The sequence below is a fragment of the Brevundimonas sp. genome, assembly GCF_029946145.1.
Lineage (GTDB): Bacteria > Pseudomonadota > Alphaproteobacteria > Caulobacterales > Caulobacteraceae > Brevundimonas.
The window spans coordinates 111,384-135,307 of record NZ_JAQSDY010000022.1 but is presented as its reverse complement, the minus strand read 5'-3'; the positions used below and the strand labels follow the sequence as shown (position 1 = coordinate 135,307).

26 protein-coding genes are annotated in these 23,924 nt (G+C 69.3%); 12 read left to right on the top strand and 14 right to left on the bottom strand.

The annotated features are described in order from the left end of the window. Window positions 1–189: 189 nt before the first annotated feature. Window positions 190–597 (bottom strand): Co2+/Mg2+ efflux protein ApaG, encoded by a 408-nt coding sequence (gene apaG, locus PSV23_RS10100; RefSeq protein ID WP_300468478.1) that lies wholly within the window; start codon window positions 595–597, stop codon window positions 190–192. Window positions 598–690: 93 nt separating this feature from the next. Between apaG and PSV23_RS10095 the strand changes: the two genes are divergently transcribed. Beyond that, window positions 691–1,722, top strand: a complete 1,032-nt coding sequence (locus tag PSV23_RS10095) for a 2'-deoxycytidine 5'-triphosphate deaminase (RefSeq protein ID WP_300468476.1) — start codon at window positions 691–693, stop codon at window positions 1,720–1,722. A gap of 168 nt (window positions 1,723–1,890) precedes the next feature. Here the strand turns inward: PSV23_RS10095 and PSV23_RS10090 are convergent, their stop codons facing one another. Both PSV23_RS10090 and PSV23_RS10085 read right to left on the bottom strand, forming a co-directional pair. Next, the gene (locus tag PSV23_RS10090) at window positions 1,891–3,174 is read right to left on the bottom strand and encodes an MFS transporter (RefSeq protein WP_300468474.1); all 1,284 of its coding nucleotides are present in this window, start codon (window positions 3,172–3,174) and stop codon (window positions 1,891–1,893) included. After that, a complete protein-coding gene (locus tag PSV23_RS10085) occupies window positions 3,171–3,656 on the bottom strand; it encodes a cupin domain-containing protein (RefSeq protein WP_300468472.1) in 486 nt (161 codons plus the stop codon). The genes PSV23_RS10090 and PSV23_RS10085 overlap by 4 nt, the downstream gene beginning before the upstream one ends. A gap of 48 nt (window positions 3,657–3,704) precedes the next feature. Between PSV23_RS10085 and dapE the strand changes: the two genes are divergently transcribed. Continuing rightward, complete coding sequence (gene dapE, locus PSV23_RS10080; RefSeq protein ID WP_300468470.1) at window positions 3,705–4,865, top strand: succinyl-diaminopimelate desuccinylase; 1,161 nt, start codon at window positions 3,705–3,707, stop codon at window positions 4,863–4,865. On the opposite strand, the gene PSV23_RS10075 is transcribed toward dapE, so the two are convergent. Beyond that, window positions 4,862–4,999: a hypothetical protein gene (locus PSV23_RS10075; protein WP_300468468.1), complete on the bottom strand. Its 138-nt coding sequence runs from the start codon at window positions 4,997–4,999 to the stop codon at window positions 4,862–4,864. The two genes, dapE and PSV23_RS10075, sit on opposite strands and share 4 nt — an antisense overlap. 75 nt (window positions 5,000–5,074) lie before the next feature. Further along, complete coding sequence (locus tag PSV23_RS10070) at window positions 5,075–6,397, bottom strand: amidohydrolase (protein WP_300468466.1); 1,323 nt, start codon at window positions 6,395–6,397, stop codon at window positions 5,075–5,077. 83 nt (window positions 6,398–6,480) lie between these two features. On the opposite strand from PSV23_RS10070, the gene PSV23_RS10065 reads away from it, so the two are divergent. Then, window positions 6,481–6,831 (top strand): hypothetical protein, encoded by a 351-nt coding sequence (locus PSV23_RS10065; protein WP_300468464.1) that lies wholly within the window; start codon window positions 6,481–6,483, stop codon window positions 6,829–6,831. 154 nt (window positions 6,832–6,985) lie between these two features. On the opposite strand, the gene PSV23_RS10060 is transcribed toward PSV23_RS10065, so the two are convergent. Continuing rightward, entirely contained in the window at window positions 6,986–7,405 is a 420-nt protein-coding gene (locus tag PSV23_RS10060; protein WP_300468462.1) for an SRPBCC family protein, read from the bottom strand. A 128-nt stretch (window positions 7,406–7,533) separates the two neighbouring features. Here PSV23_RS10060 and PSV23_RS10055 point away from each other — a divergent pair, with 128 nt between their 5' ends. The 3 genes from PSV23_RS10055 (at window position 7,534) to PSV23_RS10045 (ending at window position 9,876) form a co-directional block, all read left to right on the top strand. Then, window positions 7,534–8,835, top strand: a complete 1,302-nt coding sequence (locus PSV23_RS10055; protein ID WP_300468460.1) for an MFS transporter — start codon at window positions 7,534–7,536, stop codon at window positions 8,833–8,835. A 43-nt stretch (window positions 8,836–8,878) separates the two neighbouring features. Next, window positions 8,879–9,313, top strand: coding sequence for an SRPBCC domain-containing protein (locus PSV23_RS10050; protein ID WP_300468458.1), 435 nt, complete (start codon window positions 8,879–8,881; stop codon window positions 9,311–9,313). Window positions 9,314–9,375: 62 nt separating this feature from the next. Then, a complete protein-coding gene (locus PSV23_RS10045; RefSeq protein WP_300468456.1) occupies window positions 9,376–9,876 on the top strand; it encodes a hypothetical protein in 501 nt (166 codons plus the stop codon). Between the two features lie 3 nt (window positions 9,877–9,879). Here PSV23_RS10045 and PSV23_RS10040 read toward each other — a convergent pair whose 3' ends face one another. From PSV23_RS10040 to PSV23_RS10020, 5 genes are all read right to left on the bottom strand, one after another. Further along, a complete protein-coding gene (locus PSV23_RS10040; RefSeq protein ID WP_300468454.1) occupies window positions 9,880–11,538 on the bottom strand; it encodes an MFS transporter in 1,659 nt (552 codons plus the stop codon). A gap of 199 nt (window positions 11,539–11,737) precedes the next feature. Beyond that, complete coding sequence (locus PSV23_RS10035) at window positions 11,738–11,875, bottom strand: entericidin EcnA/B family protein (protein WP_300468452.1); 138 nt, start codon at window positions 11,873–11,875, stop codon at window positions 11,738–11,740. Between the two features lie 41 nt (window positions 11,876–11,916). Beyond that, window positions 11,917–13,668 carry a sensor histidine kinase gene (locus PSV23_RS10030; protein WP_300468450.1) on the bottom strand — a complete coding sequence of 584 codons (1,752 nt, stop codon included), beginning with the start codon at window positions 13,666–13,668 and terminating at the stop codon, window positions 11,917–11,919. A gap of 37 nt (window positions 13,669–13,705) precedes the next feature. Next, the gene (locus PSV23_RS10025) at window positions 13,706–14,317 is read right to left on the bottom strand and encodes a sigma-70 family RNA polymerase sigma factor (RefSeq protein WP_056615750.1); all 612 of its coding nucleotides are present in this window, start codon (window positions 14,315–14,317) and stop codon (window positions 13,706–13,708) included. Continuing rightward, window positions 14,314–14,514: a NepR family anti-sigma factor gene (locus PSV23_RS10020; RefSeq protein WP_300468538.1), complete on the bottom strand. Its 201-nt coding sequence runs from the start codon at window positions 14,512–14,514 to the stop codon at window positions 14,314–14,316. Before PSV23_RS10020 ends, PSV23_RS10025 begins: the two co-directional genes overlap by 4 nt. A gap of 195 nt (window positions 14,515–14,709) precedes the next feature. Here PSV23_RS10020 and PSV23_RS10015 point away from each other — a divergent pair, with 195 nt between their 5' ends. Beyond that, on the top strand, window positions 14,710–15,507 hold the full coding sequence (locus PSV23_RS10015) for a response regulator (protein ID WP_300468446.1): 798 nt from the start codon (window positions 14,710–14,712) through the stop codon (window positions 15,505–15,507). A 63-nt stretch (window positions 15,508–15,570) separates the two neighbouring features. On the opposite strand, the gene PSV23_RS10010 is transcribed toward PSV23_RS10015, so the two are convergent. Continuing rightward, a complete protein-coding gene (locus PSV23_RS10010; RefSeq protein WP_300468445.1) occupies window positions 15,571–15,933 on the bottom strand; it encodes a hypothetical protein in 363 nt (120 codons plus the stop codon). Between the two features lie 318 nt (window positions 15,934–16,251). Here PSV23_RS10010 and PSV23_RS10005 point away from each other — a divergent pair, with 318 nt between their 5' ends. Both PSV23_RS10005 and PSV23_RS10000 read left to right on the top strand, forming a co-directional pair. Then, a complete protein-coding gene (locus PSV23_RS10005) occupies window positions 16,252–17,274 on the top strand; it encodes an NADP-dependent oxidoreductase (protein WP_300468443.1) in 1,023 nt (340 codons plus the stop codon). A gap of 11 nt (window positions 17,275–17,285) precedes the next feature. Further along, on the top strand, window positions 17,286–17,693 hold the full coding sequence (locus PSV23_RS10000; protein WP_300468441.1) for an acyl dehydratase: 408 nt from the start codon (window positions 17,286–17,288) through the stop codon (window positions 17,691–17,693). Between the two features lie 169 nt (window positions 17,694–17,862). On the opposite strand, the gene PSV23_RS09995 is transcribed toward PSV23_RS10000, so the two are convergent. After that, window positions 17,863–18,654 (bottom strand): SapC family protein, encoded by a 792-nt coding sequence (locus tag PSV23_RS09995; RefSeq protein ID WP_300468439.1) that lies wholly within the window; start codon window positions 18,652–18,654, stop codon window positions 17,863–17,865. A 106-nt stretch (window positions 18,655–18,760) separates the two neighbouring features. Next, the gene (locus PSV23_RS09990; protein ID WP_300468437.1) at window positions 18,761–20,791 is read right to left on the bottom strand and encodes a TonB-dependent receptor; all 2,031 of its coding nucleotides are present in this window, start codon (window positions 20,789–20,791) and stop codon (window positions 18,761–18,763) included. A gap of 105 nt (window positions 20,792–20,896) precedes the next feature. On the opposite strand from PSV23_RS09990, the gene PSV23_RS09985 reads away from it, so the two are divergent. From PSV23_RS09985 to PSV23_RS09975, 3 genes are all read left to right on the top strand, one after another. Beyond that, window positions 20,897–21,379: a Fur family transcriptional regulator gene (locus PSV23_RS09985; protein WP_300468435.1), complete on the top strand. Its 483-nt coding sequence runs from the start codon at window positions 20,897–20,899 to the stop codon at window positions 21,377–21,379. 53 nt (window positions 21,380–21,432) lie between these two features. Further along, complete coding sequence (locus PSV23_RS09980) at window positions 21,433–22,323, top strand: alpha/beta hydrolase (protein ID WP_300468433.1); 891 nt, start codon at window positions 21,433–21,435, stop codon at window positions 22,321–22,323. Window positions 22,324–22,406: 83 nt separating this feature from the next. Continuing rightward, window positions 22,407–23,909: a CoA-acylating methylmalonate-semialdehyde dehydrogenase gene (locus PSV23_RS09975; protein ID WP_300468431.1), complete on the top strand. Its 1,503-nt coding sequence runs from the start codon at window positions 22,407–22,409 to the stop codon at window positions 23,907–23,909. Window positions 23,910–23,924 lie beyond the last annotated feature (15 nt).

Sequence of the window (23,924 nt, the reverse complement as noted above, 5' to 3'; positions counted from 1 at the left end):
AGAGAGCCGCCCTCCGCCTCAGGGCCGCACCCGCATGCGGCCCTGATCGCTGGGGCGGGGCTGCGCTTTTCCGGGTTGACGCAGCCCCCTTCCCTGCCTGGAGCATCCGCGAGCGCTCGGGCTAGTGGCTAGTGGCTAGTGGGAATCCTGCGGCGGCGCCCGCTTCGCCAATCACTAGCCACTCGCCACTCAGTTCAGCACCCTGCGATCGCCCGGCACGTCCAGGCTGAAGGCCGGAATGGCGACCTCGAACGAGCGCCCGGACGGGTCGGTCATATAGTAGCCGCCGGCCATCGAGCCCGAGGCCGTGCCCAGCGGGCAGCCCGAGGCGTAGGAATAGCTGTCGCCCGGCTGGATGGTGGGCTGTTCGCCGACCACGCCGGCGCCGCGCACCTCCTCGACATGGCCCAGGGCGTCGGTGATCTCCCAGCGGCGCGCCATCAGCTGAACCGGGACGCCGCTCAGGTTCACGATCTCCACCTGATAGGCCCAGACCCAGCGCCCACCCTCGGGATCGGACTGGCCGGCCAGATAGCTGGGCCGCACGCGGACCACGATCCCCTCGGTTTCGGCTTCATAGGCGCGGGCGTCATGCATTCGGCAATGGTCGTGCAACCCGTCCCCGCGTCAAGCGCCGCCGTGCGTCGCTGGACAGGGGAGACGCGGCGAAAAATCGTGTAAGCCGGACGGATGCAGACCTTCGACCTCTCCGTAGCCGGCATCCTGCCGTGCCAGTCCATCGAGGCCCTGATCGCCGGCGGCGCGATCGCTTCGGACACCCCCTTCGACGCCGATCAGGTGCAGCCGGCCAGTCTGGACCTGCGGCTGTCGGACGAGGCGTGGCGCGTGCGCGCGTCGTTCCTGCCCGGAAAGCGGACGGTCGAGGACCGCATCGCCGACGTCTCCATGCACCGCATCGACCTGTCGGGCGGCGTCGTGCTGGAGCGCGGCTGCGTCTATATCGCCCGGCTGCAGGAGCGGCTGAGCCTGCCGAAAGGTCTGATCGCGCGGGCCAACCCCAAGAGCTCGACCGGTCGGGTCGATGTGTTCGTGCGCCTGCTGACCGACCGGGGGGCCAGTTTCGACGACGTGGCCGAGGGCTATGAGGGGGCGCTGTATCTGGAGATCTCGCCCCAGACCTTCCCCATCCTGGTGCGGCCGGGGACGCGGCTGAACCAGCTGCGGCTCAAGGCCGGCGAGCCGCCGAAGCTGGAGACCCGCAGCGTCGGCGTCGAGCTTCAGGGCGGCGACGGGGCGGTGGTCGGCTTCCGCGGGCGGCGCCATGCCGGGGTGATCGACCTCGACAACATCGACGGCCACGATCCGCGCGACTTCTGGGAGCCGCTGACCCTGCGTCGTGGCGAACTGCTGCTGGACCCGGGCGAATTCTACATCCTGGCCTCGAGCGACGACGTCGAGATCCCGGTCGACCAGGCCGCCGAGATGACGCCGATCGATCCGTCGGTGGGGGAATTCCGGGTCCACTATGCGGGCTTCTTCGATCCCGGCTTCGGCACCGACGAGGCGCACGGGGCGGGCTCCAAGGGCGTGCTGGAGGTGCGGACGCACGACACGCCCTTTCTGCTGGAGCACGGCCAGATCGTCGCCCGGCTGGTCTATGAGCCGCTGACCGAACGCCCGACGCGGCTGTATGGCGAGGGCGGCAGCCACTACCAGCGGCAGGGGCTGAAGCTGTCGAAGCATTTCCGGCCGTGGGGGTGAGGTAACCCTTGGCTCTCCCTCCCCCTCCGGGGGAGGGTCGGCGCCGCGCAGCGGCGGCGGGGTGGGGACGCTTCGGCGAGACAAGCGCCGGCGCTCTCGTCGCCGAGCCCTCCCCACCCGGTCGCTTCGCGACCACCCTCCCCCGGAGGGGGAGGGAGAACACACTCGTCACTCCAGCCGATCCGCCTTCCGGAGATCGGGGAACAGTTTCGCCCATAACCCCGTCGCGGTCAGCGCTCCAATGCCGCCGAACACCGCCGCCCCGATGGGCCCAAGGAAGCGCACCGCCACGCCCGAATAGGCCTCGCCCAATTCATTCGAGGCGCCGATGAACAGCATGGAGACCGAGCTGACCCGGCCGCGCATATGGTCGGGCGTGGACAGCTGGATCAGGGTCTGGCGGATGTTGACGCTGATCATGTCGGCCGCCCCGCCGAGGAACAGCACGGTGCCCGAGAGCCAGACGCTGGTCGACAGGCCGAAGGTCAGGGTGCAGACGCCGAAGACGGCGACCGATGCGAACATCCATTTTCCGGCGTGCTTCACGATCGGGAAGCGGCTGAGATACAGCGCCACCAGCAACGCCCCGGCGCCGAACGAGGCGCGGAGCAGGCCGAAGCCTTCGGGGCCGACGTGCAGGATGTCGCGGGCGAAGATGGGGGTCAGCAGGGCGACGCCGGCCAGCAGCACCACGATCAGGTCCAGCGAGATGGCGCCGAGCACGATCTTCGTATTCCAGACATAGGCCAGACCTTCCCTGACCTGTTCCACCACCGGGATGCGTGTGGGGGACGGGGCCGGCTTGCCGCTGGTGCGGATCAGCAGCAGGCTGCCGATACCGACCGCGAACATGGCGAGGGCCGAGGCATAGGCCAGGGGCACGGACAGGCCGACGATCAGTCCGCCCAGGGCCGGGCCCGCGATGGCTCCGGTCTGGAAGGCGATCGACTGGGCGGCGATGGCGGGCGGCAGGGCGCGGCGGCCGACCACCATGGGCAGGAAGGCCTGGCTGGCCGGGGCGAGGAAGGCGCGGGCGGCGCCGAAGACGGCGGCCACCGCCAGCAGCCCCCAGAGCGGCGGGTTTCCGTGCAGCGCCATGAGCAGGAAGCCGACGGCGCAGCCGGCCTCGACGATCACGGAAAGGGTGACGGTGTTCTTGCGGTCGCGCCGGTCGGCCATGGCCCCGGCGGGCAGGGTCAGGGCCAGCAGGGGAAGGAACTGGCACAGGCCGACGAGGCCCAGATACAGGCTGGCCTCGGCGATAGGATGGTCGCGCCGCGCGATCTCATAGACCTGCCACAGCAGGGCCGAGGACTGGATCTGGATGCCCAGCACCGCCGCGACCCGCCCGACCCACAGCAGGCGGAAGTCGCGGATGGACCAGGGACTGGCGGGCCCCTCGGGCGGCGGTGGCGGCTGGACCGGTTCGGTGGTCTCGATGGTTTGCGTCACGTGCGCCGGTCAACTTTCGGATACGGGGTTCCGTCGCGGTGGAAATAGCCGCCCTCCCGGAAGACCATGTCGATATCGGGATAGTCGCCCGCGTCGCCGTCGGGCGTGCGCGTGCCGACTTCGAGCAGAACGGCTTCGGCGTCGGACCGGTTCTCGATCTTGTGGCCGTTGGGCACGCCCGCCTTGAAGCCTGCGCAGTCGCCGGCGCGCAGCACCGTTTCGTCCCCCGCCTCGCCCGGCATGCCCTCGACCAGCACCACCTCGCCCGACACGACCCAGACGAACTCGTCCTCGCCCTCATGCCAGTGACGCTGGCTCGACCAGGCGCCGGCCGGGAGCCGCAGCAGGTTGACGCCGAACTGGTCCAGTCCGACCGCGTCGCCCAGCCGCCAGCGGCGGCGCGGCTTGCACGGGCCGGCGAACTCCTCGGGATAGCCCGTTCCGTGTCCCGTGGGCGCGGCGTCGATGTCGATCTTCGGCATGGGGAGAAGCCTTCTCGCAATCGTTCGAACCCCGTAAAGCATAGCCTTATGAGCGTCGCATCAACTCCCGTTATCGATCCTGTCGCCCTGACCCGCGACCTGATCCGCAGACCCTCGGTCACCCCCGCCGACGCGGGCGCGATGGACGTGCTGGAGCAGGTGCTGACGGACCTCGGCTTTCACTGCCGGCGAATGAGGTTCGACACGATTGAGAACCTGTACGCGCGGCGGGGGACGGCCAGCCCCAATCTCTGCTTCGCCGGCCACACCGATGTGGTGCCGACCGGTTCGACCGAGGCCTGGTCGTCCGGCCCGTTCGAGGCCGAGGTCAAGGACGGCGTCCTCTATGGTCGCGGCGCGGTCGACATGAAGGGCGGCATCGCGGCCTGGGTGGCCGCGGTCTCTCACGTTCTGGCCGAGGGCGAGGTCCCCGGCAGCCTGTCCTTCCTGATCACCGGCGACGAGGAAGGCCCGGCCCTGCACGGCACCAGACGGGTGGTCGAAACCCTGATGGCCGAGGGCGAGGTCATCGACGCCTGCGTGGTCGGAGAGCCGTCATCGTCGCAGGTTCTGGGCGACATGATCAAGGTCGGGCGGCGCGGCTCGCTGAACACATGGATCACCGTCCACGGCAAGCAGGGGCACGTCGCCTATCCGGATCGCGCCTCCAATCCCGCGCCGGTGCTGGCGAAGCTGCTGGCCCGGCTGGACGACCACAGGCTGGATCACGGCTATCCGGAATTTCCCCCGTCGAATCTCGAGATCACCACCATCGACATCGGCAATCCGGCGACCAATGTCATTCCGGCCGAGGCGAGGGCGCGGCTGAACATCCGGTTCAATCCCAGCCACACCGGCGACGATCTGATCGCCTGGCTGAACGCCATGGCGGGCGAGGCCCAGGCGGCGTCGGGCCTGCGGATCGAGCTGGAGCATCTGTGCTCGGGCGACGCCTTCCTGACCGGGCCGGGCCCGTTCATCGAGGGGGTGCGGGACGCCGTCCAGGCCGCGACCGGCCGACGGCCCGAGGCCTCGACCACCGGCGGCACCTCGGACGCCCGCTTCATCCGCGCCATGTGCCCGGTGCTGGAACTGGGTCTGGTCGGCCAGACCATGCACCAGATCGACGAGCGGGCGCCGGTGGCCGAGATCGAGGCCCTGACCGAAGTCTATCGCGGCGTGATCGGAACGTTTTTCCAGCGCGCCTAGATCAGCAGGTCCAGCCCCAGCATGGCGGCCCCGAACATCGCCCCGAAGGCGACGAGGAACCAGAAAATCTCCCGCAGCGTCCCGCCGCGCCGCTCAAGCCGCATCGGCGGCATCTGGACTGGCAATTCCCGCACCACACCCTCCCTGAAGGACAGGCAAGGATGCGCCCGCGTTCTTGCCGGGGTGTTGAGAAACGTGGTTGCCTCGGCTCAGGGCGCCGGGCGTTCCAGGAACCGCAGCGCGCTCAGCACATGGGTCTTCACCCCCAGCGGCAGGATCGATTCATTGACGTCGAAGCCCGGCGAATGGTTGGGCGGCGAGGCCGCCGGATCGGCCCCGTCCTTCGAACCGCCCAGGTGATAGAAGACGCCTGGCACGACCTGGGACAGATAGCTGAAGTCCTCGGCGACCGTCGTCGGCGGGCTGCCGGCGTTGACGTTGGCCGCCCCCGCCGCCTCGGTCAGGACCGGGGCCAGCCAGGCTGACAGTTCCTCGTTGTTGTAGGTGAGCGCCGCGTTCTGGCGGACCGAGAACTCGGCCGTGGCGCCGAAGGTTTCGGCGACATTGTCGATGGCCACGCCCGCCCGCCGCACCAGATCATCGCGCTGGGCGATGTCGAAGGTGCGCAGCGTGCCCGACAGCGTCGCCTCTTCCGGGATGATGTTGTAGCGGACGCCCGCGTCCACCGTGGCGATGGTGAAGACCGTCGGCGTCGTCGTCGGGTCGATGGTTCGCGCCGTCAGGGTGTTGATCGTCTGGATGATCTGGGCCGAGACGGCGATGACGTCGACGCCCTTCCACGGCCAGGCGCCGTGGGTCTGGCGGCCGTGCAGGACGATGTCGATCCGGTCCGAGGCCGCCATGAATCCCTGCGGCCGGTAGAAGACCGTGCCCGGCCGGCCCGGTACGACATGCAGGCCGAAGATGGCGTCGGGCGTGGGATTCTCCAGCGCCCCTTCGTCGATCATCAGGGCGGCGCCGCCCTTGGGTTCGCCCGGAGGGGCCCCCTCCTCCGCCGGCTGGAAGATGAAGACCACGGTCCCGGCGATGTCGGCCTTCAGGCCGGCCAGCACCTCGGCGGCGCCCATCAGCATGGCGACATGGGCGTCGTGGCCGCAGGCGTGGGCCACGGGCACCGTATCGCCCTGATAGGTCCCGGTCGCGGTCGAGGCGAAGGGCAGGCCGGTCGCCTCCAGCACCGGCAGGGCGTCCATGTCGGCGCGCAGGGCCACCGTCCGGCCCGGCCGCCCGCCGCGCAGCACGCCCACGACGCCGGTCTTGCCGACGCCCGTGCGGACCTCCATCCCCAGCGCGCGCAGATGCGCGGCGACCATGGCGGCGGTGCGGGTTTCGGCGAATCCGAGCTCGGGGTTGGCGTGGAGATCGCGGCGCCAGGCGACGACCCGGGGCGTCTCGGCCGTCACCGCCGCCTCGACCCGCTCCAGGGCGATCGGGCCGGTCTGGGCATGCGCCAGGCCGGCGGACAGGACCAGCGCCAGGCTGGAGGCGGCAAGCAGGCGGCGGATGGTCATGGCGTCCCCGATGGCTGGAAGGCCGCAGGGTGCGCAAAGCCGCCGCTCTTGCGCAAGGGCGCGCGCCAGGCAAACTGGCGCGCATGGCCATCAAGACCGCGAAGACCCAGTGGCGCGACATGGTGCTGGTCTGCCGCAAATGCTCGAAGCGTCTGAATGGAAAGGGCTTCGGCCCAGACGGCGACAGGACGCTGAAGAAGGCCCTGCGCAAATATCTGAAGGCCGGAAAGGGCAGGAAGGCCGAGCTGGTGGTCAAGGAGACCAACTGTTTCGACATCTGTCCGAAGAATGCGGTCGTCGCCGTCAACGCGGCCAACCCCAAGGCCCTGCTGATCGTGCCGGCCGGCGCGGACCTGTTCGAGGTCAAGGCGCGGCTGGGGTTGGACGACGACCGCCGGCTGAAGCCGAGCTTCAGGGTGGTCGGCGAAGGGTGACGCACAGCTTCAACCGCTCATCCCCGCGAAAGCGGGGACCCGGTCCTTTCGTAAGGCCTGGTGCGTGGGACTGATGTCAGCGCGAAGCCGGTTTCGCCGGTAGCCCAAAGCGCTGGGTCCCCGCTTTCGCGGGGATGAGCGGATGGGGGGAGGCTCAATCCTTGTTGAGAAGAGACCCCGCCGCCTTCTCCATGGTCGCCTTCAGGACGTCCGCGCCCTGGCCCATCATCTCGCCGACCGTGGCGGCCAGGGCGTCGGGCAGAAGGTCCGCGATCCAGATGAACCGGCACCGGTTCTCGCCTTCGTCGAGGATCTCGTTCGACGCATTGTGGTGTTCGAACCCCTCGGCCCGAACGCTGTAGGCGAACCGGCGGCGGGCGTCGTCGACATCGACCACCACCTCGCGCACGACCATGCCGTTGCCGAAGGTGACGACCCGCGCGCCCGGCTCCGGAACGGTGTCGACCACGAAGCCGGGCACGAGACGCGTGTGCAAGGCGCCGAGGTCGCGGATGGCGTCCCAGACCTGTCCGGCCGGGGCGTCGATGAGGCGTTCAATACGGTTCGAGGCCATGCGGAAACTCCTTTTGTCGAGGCCGACCCTGCGCCCGTCCGCGACCGCGGTCTGGCGGGAATCGGACAACATCGGCGAACCGCGAACGCGAGGATGACGCCGGGCGACGACCAGCCTAGGTTCGGTCCGTGAACCTCCGCTCGCCCGCCTTCGCCATCCTGTTCTCCGTCAGCCTGATCGCGGCGGCGGGAAACATGGCGCTGCAGTCGGTGCTGCCGGCGATCGGGCGGGAGTTCCGACTGTCCGACACCCTGGTCGCGGGCGCCTTCGCCATCTCGGCCCTGATGTGGACCTTCGCCTCGCCGTTCTGGGCGCGGTTGTCGGACACCCTGGGGCGCAAGCGCGTCATACTGATCGGCTTGTCGGGCTTCGTCGTATCCATGAGCGGCTTCGGCCTGGCCGCGACATCCGGGCTGGAGGGATGGCTGGGCGCGGGCCTGGCCTTCACCCTGATGGCGGTGGCGCGCTCGGTCTATGGCGTGTTCGGTTCGGCCGCGCCGATCGCGTCCCAGGCCTATGTGGCGGACCGGACCTCGCCGGAACAGCGGACCCAGGCCATGTCGCTGCTGGCCTCGGCCCAGGGGCTGGGCACGGTGGTCGGGCCGGCGCTGGCGCCGTTCTTCGTCCTGCCGCTGATCGGGCTGGCGGGACCCATGTACGCCTTCGCCCTGTTCGGCGCGGTGGTGCTGTTCATCGTCTGGCGCAAACTGCCCAGCGGCGAGGTGGTGCGCCTGCCCTCGCCCGGCGGCCATCGCGGCGAGACCGGCAAGGGGCTGTGGAAGGACCCGCGGGTGCGGGACTATCTGCTGTACGGCCTGCTGGTCACCGGGGCCCAGGCGGTGAACATTTCCGTGCTCGGCTTCCACATCATCGACGAGCTGGGGGCGACCGGGATCGCGACGCGCGAAGCCCAGCCCTTCATCGGCATCGCCATGCTGGCCGGCGCGGCCGCCACCCTCATGGCGCAGTGGGGGCTGATCCCGCTGCTGAAGCTGCAGCCGCGCGACCTGATGCGCTGGGGCGCGGGCCTGGCCCTGGTCGGAAACCTGATGAGCATCGCCTCGCCCGGCTATTACGGCGTGGTGGTCGGCTATGCGGTTGTGTCCATGGGCGTCGGCTTCGCCCGGCCCGGCTTCACCGCCGGCTCCTCCCTGTCGGTGGGGCCGCACGAGCAGGGGGCGGTCGCGGGACTGATGATGTCGCTGGCCGGGCTGAGCTTCCTCGGCCCGCCAGTGATCGGGGTAGCGTTGTACGAACTGGCCGAGCCCGGGCCCTTCATCGCCAACGCCGTCATGCTGGCCGCCGCCACGGCCCTGTGCTTCGTCAGCGCCCGGCTGCGCGCCGGACCGCCCGACCTGCCGGATCGCGACGAGACCCCTTCGCCCGATACTCCGCCCGCCTCCCAGCCCGGTCCCGAGGGGAACCGCTGAGCCCGGCCTTTTCTCCGTCCCATAGCCGTGGCAGATCGGAGCCATGGAAACCGCCCGTATCGAACGCCGCATCGGCGTGCGCGCCACGCCCGAGCATATCTGGGGCCTGATCGCCGACCTGCCCGGCTGGAGCCGCTGGAACCCGATCGAGACGGGGCTGGAGGGCGCCATCGCCTTCGGGGCCGGCATCAGCCTGACGGAGACGATCAAGGGCCTGCCCGAACGCCGGGTCGCGGCCCGCGTCGGCGACTGGCAGCCCTATTCCCAGCTGGTCTGGACCGAGAACCGGGGCCTGTGGTCGCGGTCGGTGCGCTATTTCGAGATCCAGCCCCTGGACGAGCCGAACGCCTGCATCGCCGCCAACGGCTTCATCTTCTCGGGCCTGCGCGGCGAGATGTTCTTCGACACGCACCGCGCCCGCCTGCGCCATTCCGTCGACGCCGTCGCCGACGCCTGGAAGGCCGCCGCCGAGGCCTGACCCCTTGCCCCCGTCCCGGCCCGCCGCCATCTGCGTAACGAAAGCGACGCCTGGGGGGACCAATGGACAGCTGGAAGACGACGGCCCTGTGGCTGCTGGCGGCGGCGGGATTGGCCCTGATGACCCTGTCCGGTCTGGCGGCGCACGGCCTGCCATTCATCCCGGCCCTGCTCTGCGTCATCGCCGCGGCCTGCGCTCTCCATGCGCCGACGCGCGGCCAGGTCATGGACAAGCTCCTCCGGGCCTTCTCCGGTTCAGCCGTGCGGTCCGTCCTGATCGTCGTCGGCGCGCTGATGCTGATCCAGTTGCTGCCGCTCGAGATGGCCCTGCTGCTGGCCGGCGACGTGCTGGTCTATCTGGAAGCCGTCATGGCGATCAGCCTGCTGGCGGCCGGAACGCGGCTTCGCCCGATGCGGGCGGCGATCGTCGCGCGCGCGGCGGAGGTCATGACGCGGCTGACGGCGCGGCGGCGCGACGCTGTCCGGGCGATCCGGGCGCCCCGGCCCGGCGGTCGACGGCGGCCCGCGCCTGACGATTCCGACGGGGCGTGGGCTTTCGCCTGACGGTCAGGTCCCGATGCGGTCCAGGTCGCGCCCCCTGGTTTCGGGCAGCCAGAGCAGGCTGACGATCACCGCCACGATGGTGAAGCCGACCGAGTACCACAGGCCGAAATAGATGTTCCCCGACCAGGCCACCAGGGCGAAGCTGGCCGCGGGCAACAGTCCGCCCACCCAGCCTGTGCCGATGTTGTAGGGCAGGCTCATGGCCGTGTAGCGCACCCGCGTCGGGAACAGCTCGACCAGGGCCGCCGCCTGGGGTCCGTACAGGGCGGTGGCCGCGACCATGAAGATCATCAGGATGGCGAACACCAGCGGCATGTTGACCCGCGCCGGATCGGCCCCGGCCGGATAGCCGGCCTCGGCCAGCGCGGCCTTGATCCGCGACTCGACCCCGGTTCGCGCCGTCTTCAGGTCCGCCGGGCTCATGCCCGCGCCCTCGACCGAGGCCACTTCTGCGGCGCCGATGCGGACCGTCGCGACCGAGCCGGCGATCGCTTCGGCGTTGCCGTAGGATACGCCCGCGTTCGACAGCACGTTCTTGGCGATGTCGCAGGAGCTGGCGAAGGCCGCCTTGCCGATGGGATCGAACTGCAGGGCGCAGGTGGCGGGATCGGCGATCACCGTCACCGGCGCCGAGGCCTGGGCCTCGGCCAGGGCCGGATTGGCCGCCCTGGTCAGGGCGTGGAAGCCGGGGAAGAAGGCGACGAGGGCCAGGAGCATGCCGAACAGCATCACCGGCTTGCGCCCCACCCGGTCCGACAGCCAGCCGAAGAAGACGTACAGCCCCGCCGAGGCCACCGTCACGGCCAGCACCAGCTGGTCGACGGTGTTGGTGTCGACCTTCAGCACCCGCTCCATGAAGAACCGCGTGTAGAAATAGCCGCAGTACCAGACGGCCCCCTGGGCGATCATGATGCCGAACAGGGCGATCAGCACGAAGCGGCCGTTGCCCCACTGGAAGAAGGCCTCCTTGTAGGGGGCGCGCCGCTCGCCGCCCTCGGCCTCCATGCGCTGATAGGCGGGGCTCTCGTTGAGCTTCAGCCGGATCCATAGCGACACCGCCAGCAGCAGGGCCGACAGCAGGAAGGGTATGCGCCAGCCCCATTCGTCGAACGCCTCGACGCCGACGATCCGGCGGGTGATCAGGATGACCGACAGGGCCCCGATCAGGCCGAAGGCCGCCGTGGTCTGGATCCATCCGGTCATCAGGCCGCGCTGCCTCGGCGGCGAATGCTCGGCGACATAGATGGCGGCCCCGCCATACTCCCCGCCCAGGGCGAACCCCTGCAGCATCCGCATGATCAGCAACAGGATCGGCGCCGCCAGGCCGATCTGGCCATAGTCGGGCAACAGGCCGATCGCCACGGTCGCCACACCCATCAGGGTGATGGTCACCAGGAAGGTGGTCTTGCGCCCCGTGCGGTCGCCGAACCAGCCGAACACCAGTGCGCCCAGCGGCCGGACCACGAAGCCGAGGCCGAAGGTCAGCAGGGCCATGATGTAGGCGACGGTCTCGCCGGCGTCGGCGAAGAAATGCCGCGCGATGACGGTGGCCAGCGAGCCGAAGACGAAGAAATCGTACCATTCGAACGCGGTGCCCGCCGCGGAGGCGGTCACCACGGTCTTCAGGCCGGGTCCTGCCCGGGTCTCCGCCGCATCCGTCATCGATCGCTCCCCGCGTGTCGGTCCGGCGTCTCTGCGGACGCCTGCGCCACGATGCTAACCGCCCGGACCGGGCGCGCAAGGGCCGGAACGGCCGGGGCGGGGGTCCAGACAAGCGAAAGCCCGCCAGCGGGGGATGCTGACGGGCCTTCTTCAACCGATCCGCGTGTCGGGGGGGGAAGCGCGGTCGGGAACTCGAAATCTAGTTCTTGGCGTCTTCCGCGGCCGTGGTCACGGCGCTGCCGGCGGCCGAGGCGTCGCGACCAACGCCCGAAACGGTGTTGCAGGCCGCGGTCGTCAGGGCGGCGGCGGCGGCGAACAGAACAAAAATCTTGCGCATGGCGTGAACTCCAGTGGCCGGGGAGGCGGCGTCTTGCCCAATCAACGTTGCGCCCCGGCTCCGGTTCCCAGATCCGATGGATCCGTCGGCACGACGGCTTCCGGCGTGGCGAAGGTCAGGCGCGCGATCGTCCCGCCGCCGGGCGCGGAAACCATCTCCACCTCGCCCCTCAGCTGTTTGGCGAAGGCTCCCATCAGGGTGCGTCCGACACCGGCGCGGAAGGTCTCGCTGACCCCCGGCCCGTCGTCCTGCACCTCCAGCACGCTCTTGTCGCCGCGGACGTTGAAGCGGACCTGCAGGGCGCCGCCCCGGCCCGCGAAGGCGTGTTTCTGGGCGTTGGTCACGGCCTCGACCAGCCACAGGGCGAGCGGCGCCAGCTTGTCGGGATCGACGACCAGGGAATCCGCCTCGACCGATGAAGTCACCACGATCCCCCGCCCGGACTCGCTGGCCACCAGCTGGCCCACCAGTTCGGTCAGGAAGATGCGTGCGTCGGCGTAACGCAGGTCATCGCTCTGGTAGAGGGTGCGATAGATCAGGGCCAGGGCCGAGATGCGCTGACGCGTGTCGCCCACCGCCGCCTTGGACGCCGGATCGGTCAGCGCCCGCTGCTGCATCGACAGCAGCGAAGAGATGATCTGGAGGTTGTTCTTCACCCGGTGATGGATCTCGCGCATCAGCGCGTCCTTCTCCGCCAGCGACGCGATCAGGGCGGCGTCGCGGGTGACGATGGACTCGGCCAGTTCGTCCAGGGTCCGGGCCAGGACCCGGATTTCCGCCGGCGCGTTCATGGCCTGCAGCGGACGCACGTTGAACCGCCCCCGGGCGTAGATGGCGGCGATCCGCTCCAGATAGTTCAGCCAGCGGATGACGATCCGCTCGCTCACCAGCATCACCGCCGCGAAGGCGATGAACCAGGCCAGCAGCGGCACCAGCAGCGCCCCGACCGGGTTCAGCCGGGCCCAGGACAACAGGCCGGGCGCGGGCGCGGACAGCAGGGCGTACACGTCCCGCCCGGCCAGGGCCGCGCCGGCGTAGACGCGGTGGCGGCCATGAGCGTCGTCCGCCTCGAAGATCGCCGAGGCGCCCGACCGGGCGCGCCCGACCCAGCCGGTCAGGCTCTCGCCGCCCGACAGGGTGAAGGCGCCGGCGTCGCTGGCGGTCAGCAGACGCCCGTCGCCATCGGTCAGGGCCGCCTGGGACCCCTCCGGCAGGGCGGGATCATCCACATCGGGCTCGAGGCTGGACAGAGGAATCAGGGCCGTCATGACGCCGGCGAAGGTCCCCAGCGGACGTTCCAGCCGGATGGCCACGATCAGGCCGGGCGATCGGCCGGCGACGGTGGGCGCACGGGCCAGAACCATGCTCTCCCCGCCCCTGAGCCGCAGGAACCACGGACTGGAGGGCGCCTGGGCCAGCCAAACCGGCGAGGCCTGGCGGAGGCCGCGCGAGGCGCAGACCGTCGTCCCGTTGGCGGTCAGCCGCGCCAGGCCGTCGAGATCCTCGAGCCGTTCGACAAGGTCGGTCAGGCGCGGCTCGCAGAACACCTCAAGCGCCTCCGGGCGCAGGGCCTGGAGCAGCACGCCGGTGCTGTCGAGACGGGATTTGGCGTTGGCCGCCGTCCGCTCGGCCGCCAGTTGCAGGTCCGAGCGCCGCTCGACATCCTGGGCCCGGAACGCGGACTGGGTCTGAAAGGCGCCCAGCACCAGTATGGGCAGCAGGGCGACAGCCATCGCCCAGCCCAGACGGAAGCGGATGCCGTGGAACTGCGGCGGGCCCAGGTTGCGGCCCATCCGTCTGGCCAGCACTCGCCCTACCCGGCCCACCCGGTCAGTCCTGCCGGACGCTGCTCAGGCGATCAGCGGCGGCGAGGATGGAGCGCATTGCGTCACCCGCGGCGCGTCCGTCACGGGCGTAACCGCCCCGTTCAAGCGTGGCCTGCAGGGCCTTGCGGGCGCGGGAAACGCGGCTCTTCACCGTACCCACGGCGCACTGGCAGATCTCGGCGGCTTCCTCATAGGCGAAGCCGCCCGCGCCGACCAGGATCAGCGCCTCGCGCTGTTCTTCCGGCAGGGTGGCCAGGGCCAGACGCAGTTCGTCCAGCGCCACCGGCGATTCCGGATCATCGACCGCGACCAGGGTGCGTTCGGCCGCTTCCTGGTCGAGCTGCGACTGGCGCCAGGACCGGCGCTTTTCCGAATAGAACTGGTTGCGCAGGATCATGAAGGTCCAGGCCTTCATGTTGGTGCCCATCTGATAACTGGCCCGGGCGTCCCAGGCCTTCATCATGGCGTCCTGCGCCAGGTCGTCGGCGGCGGTCGGGTCGCCGGTCAGCGTGCGGGCGAAGGCGCGCAGATGCGGAATCAGCGCGACCAGCTCCCGTTTGAAAGCATCGTCATCGGCTGAAGGAGGCTTGGGCGGCGGGTTCGTCGCACCGCTCATTTGCCGCTCCCGCCAGACGACCGCTCGTCGGCGCGACGCAGGATGTCCAGGAACTCGTCCGGAACCTGCTCGTTCACGATCTCGTCGAACATATGACGCAGCTTGACGCCGATCGCCTGCTGACGAAGTCGGGCCTCTTCCAGACTTGCGCCGCCCTTGGGCGGGCCCTTGCCCGGAGGGTTGGAATTGTCTGTCATTGAAAAAACGGCCGCCACCCTGACAAAATACTTGTTGCGACTGGCCAAACGCCACTCAGCAGGGCCGGTTCCTAGGTTACGGACGATTAATGCTCAAGCTTGCTGGTCAAGGCGGGAACCGTGGCGCATTTGATACGTTGACCGGAACTGCCGAGGTTCAAATGGTTGGAACCTCCCTGTCGGGGATTTTGATAAATGAGTCTGCTGGCCCGCCTTGCGCCGCACCTGCCCTATGTTCGCCGTTACGCACGGGCGCTGACCGGCGATCAGACCACCGGGGACAACTATGTCCGCGTCGCTCTCGAGGCGCTCGCCGCCGGCGAGCGGCAACTGCCCGCCGACATGACGCCGCGGGTCGCCCTCTATCACGTGTTCCACGCCATCTGGACCACCACCGGGGCCCAGCTGGAAGACAAGAGCGGTCTGGACACCCGGACCGACGACGCCTCGCGCCGCCTGATGCGCATCGCGCCGCGCTCGCGTCAGGCCTTCCTGCTGACGGCGCTGGAAGGGTTCACCCCGTCCGAGGCCGCCCAGATCCTGGACGCCGACGCCTTTGACGTGGAGCGCCTGATCGGCGAGGCCCAGTCCGACATCGACGCCGAATTGGCCACCGACGTCCTGATCATCGAGGACGAGGCCATCATCTCGGCCGATATCGAAAGCCTGGTGAAGGAACTGGGTCACCGCGTGACCGGCACCGCCACCACCCACGACGAAGCGGTCGACGCTGTCGCCCGTCACCGCCCGGGCCTGGTCCTGGCCGACATCCAGCTTGCCGACGGCTCGTCGGGCATCGACGCGGTGAAGGACATCCTCAAGCGGATCGACGTGCCGGTGATCTTCATCACCGCCTTCCCCGAGCGGCTGCTGACCGGTGAGCGGCCCGAGCCGACCTTCCTGATCACCAAGCCCTTCCAGCCGGAAACGGTGAAGGCGGCGATCAGCCAGGCGCTGTTCTTCCATCCGTCGCGCCAGAAGGCGGCGGCGTAAGTCTTCTTCCCCGAACAAGGAAAAAGCCCCGGTCGCAGGACCGGGGCTTTTTTTCGCCTCGCCTCAGTGGGGCGTGGCCTCCGGCTCGACCGGCGCATCGACGGCGGGCGTCTCGCCGGCCGCCGGCGGGCTGATCGGCTCTCCACCGGCGGCGGTGGGCCCATCGGCCGTCGGGGGCGTGGCCGCGTCGCCCTGGAAGGCCTGAACGTCGACCGCCTGCTGGCCGCTGTTGGCGTTGGTGTTGGCGAAGCCGCCCTGGCTGACGAACCACATGCCCAGCAGCAGGATAGCCACGGCGGCCAGCGAGATGACCAGAAGGGTCAGGATGCGCACGCCGCCGCGCCCGCCGCGCACATACTGGGCCTCGACGGGGCGGCCCTCATGGACGGCGTCGGCGGCCTTGTCGTGGGGGGATTCATGGGTCATGGCTCGGCTCCGTCGAGGCGTGGGATCAGCCTGATGAACGCGCCGTCCAGCGTGGCCGTTCCGGGACTCGCCGCCGACGCGAAAAAATCCTTCGCCCGCCCGGAACCGAAGCGCGGAGGCCCCGTTATCAGAATGCGGAGGCGGCGACGCCCCCCCGACTTGAGACTGACGAAAGTCAGTCTGTCGCCTCCGCGCCTCATTCTCGATGATGCGACTTCAGGCGGACCGGAAACGGTCCGCCTTTTTCCTTGCCCCGCTGGACAGGGGCCCTCGCTTGCTGACTATGGGCGGGTCCAGAAAGAAAACCCGGAGATCGTCATGGCTCGCGTCAATCGTCAGTGGGTGCTGCGCCAGCGGCCCAGGGGCCTGATCAAATCCGGCGATCTGGAACTGGTCGAGGCGCCGGTGCCCGCGCTGAAGGAATCCCAGGTCCTGGTCCGCACCGTCTATCTGTCGCTGGACCCCACCAATCGCACCTGGATGAACGACGCCGAAGGCTATCTGCCGCCGGTGCCGATCGGCGGCGTGATGCGCGGCCTGACGCTTGGCGTGGTCGAGGAAAGCCGCTCCAGCCGGTTCCGGGCCGGCGACGTGGTCACCCCTCTGTCGGGCGGCTGGTCAGACTACGCCGTCGTCGGCGAGATGGAGCTGCGCCCCGTGCATCGCGCGCCCGGCATGCCCCTCACAGCCAACCTCAGCGTCCTGGGCATGACCGGCATGACCGCCTATTTCGGCGTCACCGACGTGCTCAAGGCCAAGGCCGGCGAAACCCTCGTCATCTCGGCCGCCGCCGGAGCCGTCGGCTCGATCGCCGGCCAGGTGGCCAGGGCGCGCGGCTGCCGCGTCATCGGCATCGCCGGCGGGCCCGACAAATGTCGCTGGCTGACCGAAGAACTCGGGTTCGACGCCGCCATCGACTACAAGAACGAGGACGTGGGCGAGGCGCTGGACCGGCTGGCCCCCGACGGCGTCGACCTGAATTTCGAGAACGTCGGCGGCGATATCATGATCGCCGTGTTCAACCGGCTGAAGACCCACGGCCGCATGGCTGTCTGCGGCCTGATCTCGGCCTATAACGCGACGAAAATGCCGCCTTCGCCGAACTTCTCGCGCATCATCACCCACCGCCTGAACATCCAGGGCTTCCTGGTCCTCGACTACGCCCACCGCGGTCGCGAGATGGTCGCCGAAATGGGTCCGTGGCTGGCTGACGGCACGGTGAAGTGGAAGGTCCATGTCGACGACGGGCTGGAAGGCGCCCTGGGTTCGTTGAACCGCTTGTTCACGGGCGACCATGACGGCAAGCTGCTGGTCCGCGTATCCGAAGAACCGGCCGGCTGACGGGATCCGACATGACTGAACCCCTGCACGTCCATTTCGAAGACATGGGGGTCGGCGAGGTCATCTCACTGGGCGCCTGCATGGTCGACCCGGCGGCGCTGGATGTCTTCGTCGAGCGGTTCTCGCCGGGCTGGGACGTGTCGTACGGCGCGCCCGACGCCATGGTCTACGCCCTGTGGAGCCGCATCTTCGCCGACAAGGCCGCCGGCTGGGCCCAGTCCAAGGTGCTGGCCGTCGACGGCCTGCGCTTCATGCGCAATCCCCCGCCCGGAGAGCTGATGCGCGGCCGGATGACCGTGATGGGCAAGGACCCGGTCGGAGACGAAAAGGGCATCGTCATCGCCCAGCACGACCTGCTCGACGAGGCGGGGCGGCTGGTGTTCTCGTGCCTGACGCGGGCGTTGCTGGCCCGGCGCTGATGCGCCGGGAGTGGCTGGCGGCTGGAGGCTAGTGGCTAGTGGCTAGTGGCTAGTGGCTAGTGGCTAGTGGCTAGTGGCTAGTGGGCGTGCATGCGGCGGACGGCCTGTCAAACCCATTGGCAGGCAGGATATCCAGCCAATCACTAGCCACTAGCCACTCATCACTACTTCACGCGTTGCCGGCGACCGGCTGCGAGGCGGCGGCCTTCTGGAAGGCCATGGCGATCAGACGATCCCAGCCCAGCAGCGACACCAGATGGGCGTAGATCTGGCCCAGGGCGCCGTTGTCGCGCAGCTCGGCCAGCTTCTTGGCCGGCAGGGCCTTCAGCTTCTCTTCAGAGACGGCGAAATATTCGGCGATCTTCTGCGGGGCGGCGGCCGTGCCGTCCGGATTACGCGGCGTGAAGATGGCTTCGCGCGTGTCCAGCAGGTCCAGTTCCTTCAGCAGGGTCAGGAAGGACTCGGTGCGCAGGCGCTCCTGCTCGAAATTGTTGCAGAACTCCATCGCCTGCTGGGTATAGGGCGAGGGCTGGCCGTCGACGAACAGCGGCGTGGCGCCGCCTTCCTTTATGAACGGCGCGGCGCGGTCGACGCACAGGATCATCCGGCTCTGCGCGTCGTCGTTGGCGAAGACGAACGGATAGCGGCGGACGTAGGCGGGGATGTAGGCCTCGGCGCGGAACTCGCCGTCGTCGCTGACGAACAGGTTCTCGCCGGCGCGCAGCGCCATCACCGCCACCGGCTGCTTGTTCTCGCCGACGAAGATCACCGGATACGACAGGGCCGCGGGTGCGAATTCGGTCACCATCACCGGCACCAGATTGGTCTGGGCGACGAAGGAATAGGGCTTGTCGACGGCGTCGACGCCCAGTGCGCCATGGGCCTCGAGCGACAGTGGTTCGGGCTGTGCGTAGAACAGGACATTGCCCGACAGGGGCGAGGCGGCGGTTGTATCGGTCATGAACGCGATCAGGCTCTGAAATAAGGGAAGGGGGCTTCTAGCCTAGTCGCCAGACAGCCGCAAACCGCCTCGCCCCCGGCGCGTCGGACGCGGTTAACAGCCCTTCTCAGAACCGGTAGCTGACGCCGACCCTGAGGTTCCGACCCGGCAGGGGGGCGACATCCTTGAGGAAGCTGACGTGTTCGCGCGCCTCGGTGTCGGTCAGGTTGTGACCCTCGGCGAACAGGGTGACGGCCTTGTCGGCGAACGGCCGCCAGGAGCCCGAAAGATTGACCATGGTGTAGCCGTCCGTGCCCAGCTCATGAGCCGCCAGTTCGTCCTGTTCGCCGACATGCCGGACCTCCAGAGAGGCGTCGAACGGCGTCGAGTTCCAGACCAGCCGGGCGGTCGCGCTCCACGGCGGAATGCGCGCCGCCGGGCCCTGGTCGGTCTGGGCGTCGACAAAGTCGGCGGCCCCTTCCAGGCTCAGCGAGCGGTCTCCGCTGGTCCACAGATCGTATTCGCCCTCCACCTCGAAGCCGCGGAAGTCCGCCCCCGTCTGGACGAACTGGAAGATCGGGAAGCTCTCGCCGCCGTCCACGAACACCGCGCCCGTGTCGCGCTCGTCGATGAAGCCGTCGTATTTCGAGGCATAGACGTGCAGGTCGCCCTGGAACCGGCCGACGGCGTAGTGGACCGTCCCCTCCAGCGTCGTCACCGTCTCGTTGTCCAGCGTCGTGTCGCCGCGCTCATAGACGCCGGTCGCCACGTGCAGGCCGTCGGAGAACAGTTCGACCTCGGACGGGGCGCGCTCGTTGTGGGCCAGGCTCAGGCCCAGGAACAGGTTGGCCGTGGGCTTGACGAAGGCCGCGGCCGAGCCCGACCAGTTGCCGAAGTCGCGCTCGATCTCCGGTCCGCCCGACAGCGGCGCAGCCGTCACCGTGCGCCGATCATAGCGCAGGCCGCCCTCCAGCCCCCAGCCGGCGCGATCCAGCCGCTGGACGGTGTAGATCCCCGCCTCCTCGATATCGCTGCTCGGCACGAAGGCCTCGGCGCCGATGGCTGCAAACGTCCGCGACAGGGCCTGCACCCCGAACGCCCCGTTCCATCCATCCCGGGTCCGCTGCACCAGATCGGCCCTCGCCTCCTGGCCGTCCGACTGGAAGACTGTGCCGGGATTGCCGGGGCCCTCGAACTCGGTGTGGGTGTAGTCGGCGTGGCCGTACGAGCCGGTCAGCTTCTGGAACAGCCCGCCGTCGAAGCGCAGCTCGCCGCGCAGATCCTCGCGGGTCTGTTCCAGCTGGATGAAGACGTCCGGCTCGGCCACCGTGCCATAGGTGCTGGACAGGTCCTTGTACGACCCGCCGATGAAGCCGCGCGATCCGATCCACGAGGCGCCGACGCCCCAGCTTTCCAGTTCCGAGAAGCTGTTGGGCTGGCTCCCGCCCGATCCGCGCGCGACGCCCTCGGCGTCCGCCAGCCGCTGCGAAATTGCGGGAGAGGGAATGTCGTAGTCGTCGGCCGCCTTCTTCACTCCGTCCACGCTGATCGCGATGGGCCCCAGGCCGAAGGTGGCGCGGGCGGATGTCGACCAGCCCTGGTCGACGCTGGAGGTCTGGGCCGAAACCAGGCCATCGACGCCCTCGGGCATTTCCGTCGGGATCCGGTTGTCCAGCACATTGACCACGCCGCCGATCGCGGTGCCGCCATAGGCCAGGGTGGCCGGGCCGCGCACGATCTCGATACGGCTGGCCTCGGCCGGGTCGGTCGCGACCTGGTGGTCGGGGGACACCGAACTGGCGTCGATCAGACCGATGCCGTTGGTCAGCACCTGCACCCGCGGACCCGACAGGCCGCGGATTACCGGCCGGCTGGCGCCCGGGGCGAAGTCCGTCGACCGCATGCCCGGCAGGCCGGCGACCAGGTCGCCCAGCGAAGCGGCGGGCGCCATGGCCAGGGCCTCCGCGTCGATCACCGTGGTGGCGATGGTCGTGGCCCGGGCGCTGATGCCATAGGGCGCGCCGGTGACGATGACGTCATCGAGAACCGCCTCCGGCTCCTGCGCGGGCGTGACGGACTGGGCGGTCGCCGCGCCGGCCAGGGCGCCCCATCCGAGGGCGGCGGTCAGGGCGGCGCGCGACACAAGAGAAAGCGACATGGAGTGATCCGGTACAGAAGGAATGATTTGGTGTTACGAGATAACATCACATATCGTCAAGCGGCTCTGGTTGCGACGACCGCGGCGAGGGCTTAGCTCTGGCGCATGAGCGAGCACTGCCATCACCATCACGACGACGGTCCTCCGGCCGCCGCCGACGTCGCCCGCGCGATGGGTGAGGCTGACCGCCGCCTGACCGCCGAGGGCGAGCGGATGACCGCTGCCCGCCTGCGCGTGCTGGAGTTGCTGCTGGCCGCCGGCGAGCCGGTGAAGGCCTATGACCTGATCGCCCGCTTCGGCGACGACGGCCAGCCCGCCAAGCCGCCCACCGTCTATCGCGCGCTGGAGTTTCTCGAGCGCAAGGGTCTGGCCCACCGCATCGCCTCCATCAGCGCCTATGTCGCCTGCACCTCGGGCAGCGCCGACCATGCGGCCGCCTTCCTGATCTGCGACTGCTGCGGGGCGACGCAGGAGGTGTCCGCTCCGGTCGCCGGCGATCTGGGCCGCGCCGCCGAGGCCGCCGGCTACGCCATCGCCCGCACCACCATCGAGGCTCACGGCCGCTGTCCGGCCTGCGTCAACGGCTGAGGTTTACCCCGGGTGAACTGGCGCGGCCCCCTGCGATCGCCTATCTGCCCTGCATGGACGCGATCCGGCTCTCCCCGCCCCGTCGCCTGAGCCTGCCGGTCTCGAACCGCTGGGGCGAAGGACGCATGAGCGTGCTGGACTTCGGCGACGCCAACCGGCCCGTCGACATGGTCTTCGTCCACGCCAACGGCTTCAACGCCATGACCTACCGCACCCTGCTGGCCCCCCTGTCGGGCAGCCTGCGGATCTGGGCGCCCGACCTGCGCGGCCATGGCGGGACAACCCTGCCGACCGATCGCGCCGGGCGCCGCCACTGGCACGACCACCGCGACGACCTGATCGCCCTGCTGGAGGCGCTGGACGGCCCGCCGGTCGTGCTGGCGGGGCATTCCATGGGCGCGACCTCCGCCCTGCTGGCCGCCGCCGGGCGGCCGGACCGGGTCGCCGGCCTGGTCCTGTTCGATCCGGTGATCTGGAGCCGCTGGGCCGTGGCGGCCTTTCGCCTGCCGCTGCTCGACCGTCTGGCCTCGCGCATCCCTCTGGTGAAGGCTGCCCTGCGCCGACGCGCCCTGTTCGACAGCCGCGCCCAGGCCATGGCCGCCTATTCGGGCCGCGGCGCCTTCAAGGGCTGGCCTGAGATGGTGCTGGCCGACTATCTGGCCGACGGCCTGATCGAGACCGACGCCGGCTTCGCCCTCACCTGCGACCCGGCCTGGGAGGCCTCCAACTACGCCGCCCAGGGCCACGACCCGTGGCGGGCCCTCGAGCGCCTCGACAGGCCGGTGCGGATCCTCAGGGCCGAAAACGGTTCGACCTGCCATTTGACGGAAACTCCGCGCGGCCTGCCCCGGGTCACGGTCGAGACAGTCCCCGGCGGGACCCATTTCTTCCCCATGCTCAAGGTCGACGTCGCCCGCGACGCCCTGTTCGACGCAGCGGTCTAGAGCCGCTGGCGCCCGCGCGGGTCAGGGGCTAAACCGCTGCCCATCCGTACAGACTGTTTCGTTTTCCAGGACCGTTTCCGATCATGCGCGACATCAATCACTTCATCGACGGCGCCAGCTTCACGGGCGCCTCGGGCCGGTTCTCCGACGTCTTCAATCCCAACACCGGCGAGGTCCAGGCCCGGGTGCAGCTGGCCTCGGTCTCCGAGATGGACCACGCCGTCCAGGCCGCTCGGCACGCCTTCGACGGCTGGTCCTCGACCAACCCCCAGCGCCGCGCGCGGGTGATGTTCGAGTTCAAACGCCTGGTCGAGGCCAACATGACCGAGCTGGCCGAACTGCTGTCGGCCGAGCACGGCAAGGTCGTCGCCGACTCGAAAGGCGACATCCAGCGCGGGCTTGAGGTGATCGAGTTCGCCTGCGGCATCCCCCATGCGCTGAAGGGCGAATACACCTGGGGCGCCGGCCCCGGCATCGACGTCTATTCGATGCGCCAGCCGCTGGGCGTGGTGTCGGGCATCACCCCGTTCAACTTCCCGGCCATGATCCCGATGTGGATGTTCGGCGTCGCCATCGCCGTCGGCAACACCTTCATCCTCAAGCCCAGCGAGCGTGATCCGTCCGTGCCGGTCCGTCTGGCCGAGCTGATGATGGAAGCGGGCGCACCCGCCGGCGTGCTGAACGTCGTGCATGGCGACAAGGTCGCGGTCGACGCCATCCTGACCCATCCGCTGGTCCACGCCGTCAGCTTCGTCGGCTCGTCCGACATCGCCCACTATGTCTACCAGACCGGCGCGGCCAACCATAAGCGGGTCCAGGCCATGGGCGGGGCCAAGAACCACGGCATCGTCCTGCCCGACGCCGACATGGACCAGGTGATCAAGGACCTGTCGGGCGCGGCCTATGGTTCGGCCGGCGAGCGCTGCATGGCCCTGCCGGTCGTGGTGCCGGTCGGCAAGAAAACCGCCGACGAGCTGCGTGAACGGATGATCGCCGAGATCCCGACCATGCGGGTCGGCGTCTCGACCGACGCCGGCGCCCACTACGGCCCCGTCGTCACCGCCCAGCACAAGGCCCGCGTCGAGGGCTGGATCGACCAGGGCGTGAAAGACGGCGCCGAACTGGTCGTCGACGGCCGCGGCTTCTCGCTGCAGGGCCACGAGAAGGGCTATTTCATCGGCCCGTCGCTGTTCGACCACGTCACGCCCGAGATGGAATCCTACAAGGAGGAGATCTTCGGCCCCGTGCTGCAGATCGTCCGCGCCGCCAGTTTCGAGGAGGCCCTGTCGCTGCCGTCGAAGCACCAGTACGGCAACGGCGTCGCCATCTTCACCCAGAACGGCCGCGCGGCCCGCGACTTCGCCGCCCGGGTCAATGTCGGCATGGTCGGGATCAACGTCCCGATCCCGGTGCCGGTCGCTTATCATACCTTCGGCGGCTGGAAGCGGTCGTCGTTCGGCGACACCAACCAGCACGGCATGGAGGGCGTGAAGTTCTGGACCAAGGTCAAGACCGTCACCGCCCGCTGGCCCGACAGCGATCTGGAACACGCGGATTCCAGCTTCGTCATCCCGACCATGGGCTGACGCGCCCGCACGGCG

What these genes read in the sequence shown, in the direction of transcription:
- apaG (WP_300468478.1), bottom strand. Translation starts at nt 597, where the DNA reads ATGCATGACGCCCGCGCCTATGAAGCCGAAACCGAGGGGATCGTGGTC.
- PSV23_RS10095 (WP_300468476.1), top strand. Translation starts at nt 691, where the DNA reads ATGCAGACCTTCGACCTCTCCGTAGCCGGCATCCTGCCGTGCCAGTCC.
- PSV23_RS10085 (WP_300468472.1), bottom strand. Translation starts at nt 3,656, where the DNA reads ATGCCGAAGATCGACATCGACGCCGCGCCCACGGGACACGGAACGGGC.
- dapE (WP_300468470.1), top strand. Translation starts at nt 3,705, where the DNA reads ATGAGCGTCGCATCAACTCCCGTTATCGATCCTGTCGCCCTGACCCGC.
- PSV23_RS10070 (WP_300468466.1), bottom strand. Translation starts at nt 6,397, where the DNA reads ATGACCATCCGCCGCCTGCTTGCCGCCTCCAGCCTGGCGCTGGTCCTG.
- PSV23_RS10065 (WP_300468464.1), top strand. Translation starts at nt 6,481, where the DNA reads ATGGCCATCAAGACCGCGAAGACCCAGTGGCGCGACATGGTGCTGGTC.
- PSV23_RS10060 (WP_300468462.1), bottom strand. Translation starts at nt 7,405, where the DNA reads ATGGCCTCGAACCGTATTGAACGCCTCATCGACGCCCCGGCCGGACAG.
- PSV23_RS10050 (WP_300468458.1), top strand. Translation starts at nt 8,879, where the DNA reads ATGGAAACCGCCCGTATCGAACGCCGCATCGGCGTGCGCGCCACGCCC.
- PSV23_RS10045 (WP_300468456.1), top strand. Translation starts at nt 9,376, where the DNA reads ATGGACAGCTGGAAGACGACGGCCCTGTGGCTGCTGGCGGCGGCGGGA.
- PSV23_RS10040 (WP_300468454.1), bottom strand. Translation starts at nt 11,538, where the DNA reads ATGACGGATGCGGCGGAGACCCGGGCAGGACCCGGCCTGAAGACCGTG.
- PSV23_RS10035 (WP_300468452.1), bottom strand. Translation starts at nt 11,875, where the DNA reads ATGCGCAAGATTTTTGTTCTGTTCGCCGCCGCCGCCGCCCTGACGACC.
- PSV23_RS10030 (WP_300468450.1), bottom strand. Translation starts at nt 13,668, where the DNA reads ATGGGCCGCAACCTGGGCCCGCCGCAGTTCCACGGCATCCGCTTCCGT.
- PSV23_RS10025 (WP_056615750.1), bottom strand. Translation starts at nt 14,317, where the DNA reads ATGAGCGGTGCGACGAACCCGCCGCCCAAGCCTCCTTCAGCCGATGAC.
- PSV23_RS10020 (WP_300468538.1), bottom strand. Translation starts at nt 14,514, where the DNA reads ATGACAGACAATTCCAACCCTCCGGGCAAGGGCCCGCCCAAGGGCGGC.
- PSV23_RS10015 (WP_300468446.1), top strand. Translation starts at nt 14,710, where the DNA reads ATGAGTCTGCTGGCCCGCCTTGCGCCGCACCTGCCCTATGTTCGCCGT.
- PSV23_RS10010 (WP_300468445.1), bottom strand. Translation starts at nt 15,933, where the DNA reads ATGACCCATGAATCCCCCCACGACAAGGCCGCCGACGCCGTCCATGAG.
- PSV23_RS10005 (WP_300468443.1), top strand. Translation starts at nt 16,252, where the DNA reads ATGGCTCGCGTCAATCGTCAGTGGGTGCTGCGCCAGCGGCCCAGGGGC.
- PSV23_RS10000 (WP_300468441.1), top strand. Translation starts at nt 17,286, where the DNA reads ATGACTGAACCCCTGCACGTCCATTTCGAAGACATGGGGGTCGGCGAG.
- PSV23_RS09995 (WP_300468439.1), bottom strand. Translation starts at nt 18,654, where the DNA reads ATGACCGATACAACCGCCGCCTCGCCCCTGTCGGGCAATGTCCTGTTC.
- PSV23_RS09990 (WP_300468437.1), bottom strand. Translation starts at nt 20,791, where the DNA reads ATGTCGCTTTCTCTTGTGTCGCGCGCCGCCCTGACCGCCGCCCTCGGA.
- PSV23_RS09985 (WP_300468435.1), top strand. Translation starts at nt 20,897, where the DNA reads ATGAGCGAGCACTGCCATCACCATCACGACGACGGTCCTCCGGCCGCC.
- PSV23_RS09980 (WP_300468433.1), top strand. Translation starts at nt 21,433, where the DNA reads ATGGACGCGATCCGGCTCTCCCCGCCCCGTCGCCTGAGCCTGCCGGTC.
- PSV23_RS09975 (WP_300468431.1), top strand. Translation starts at nt 22,407, where the DNA reads ATGCGCGACATCAATCACTTCATCGACGGCGCCAGCTTCACGGGCGCC.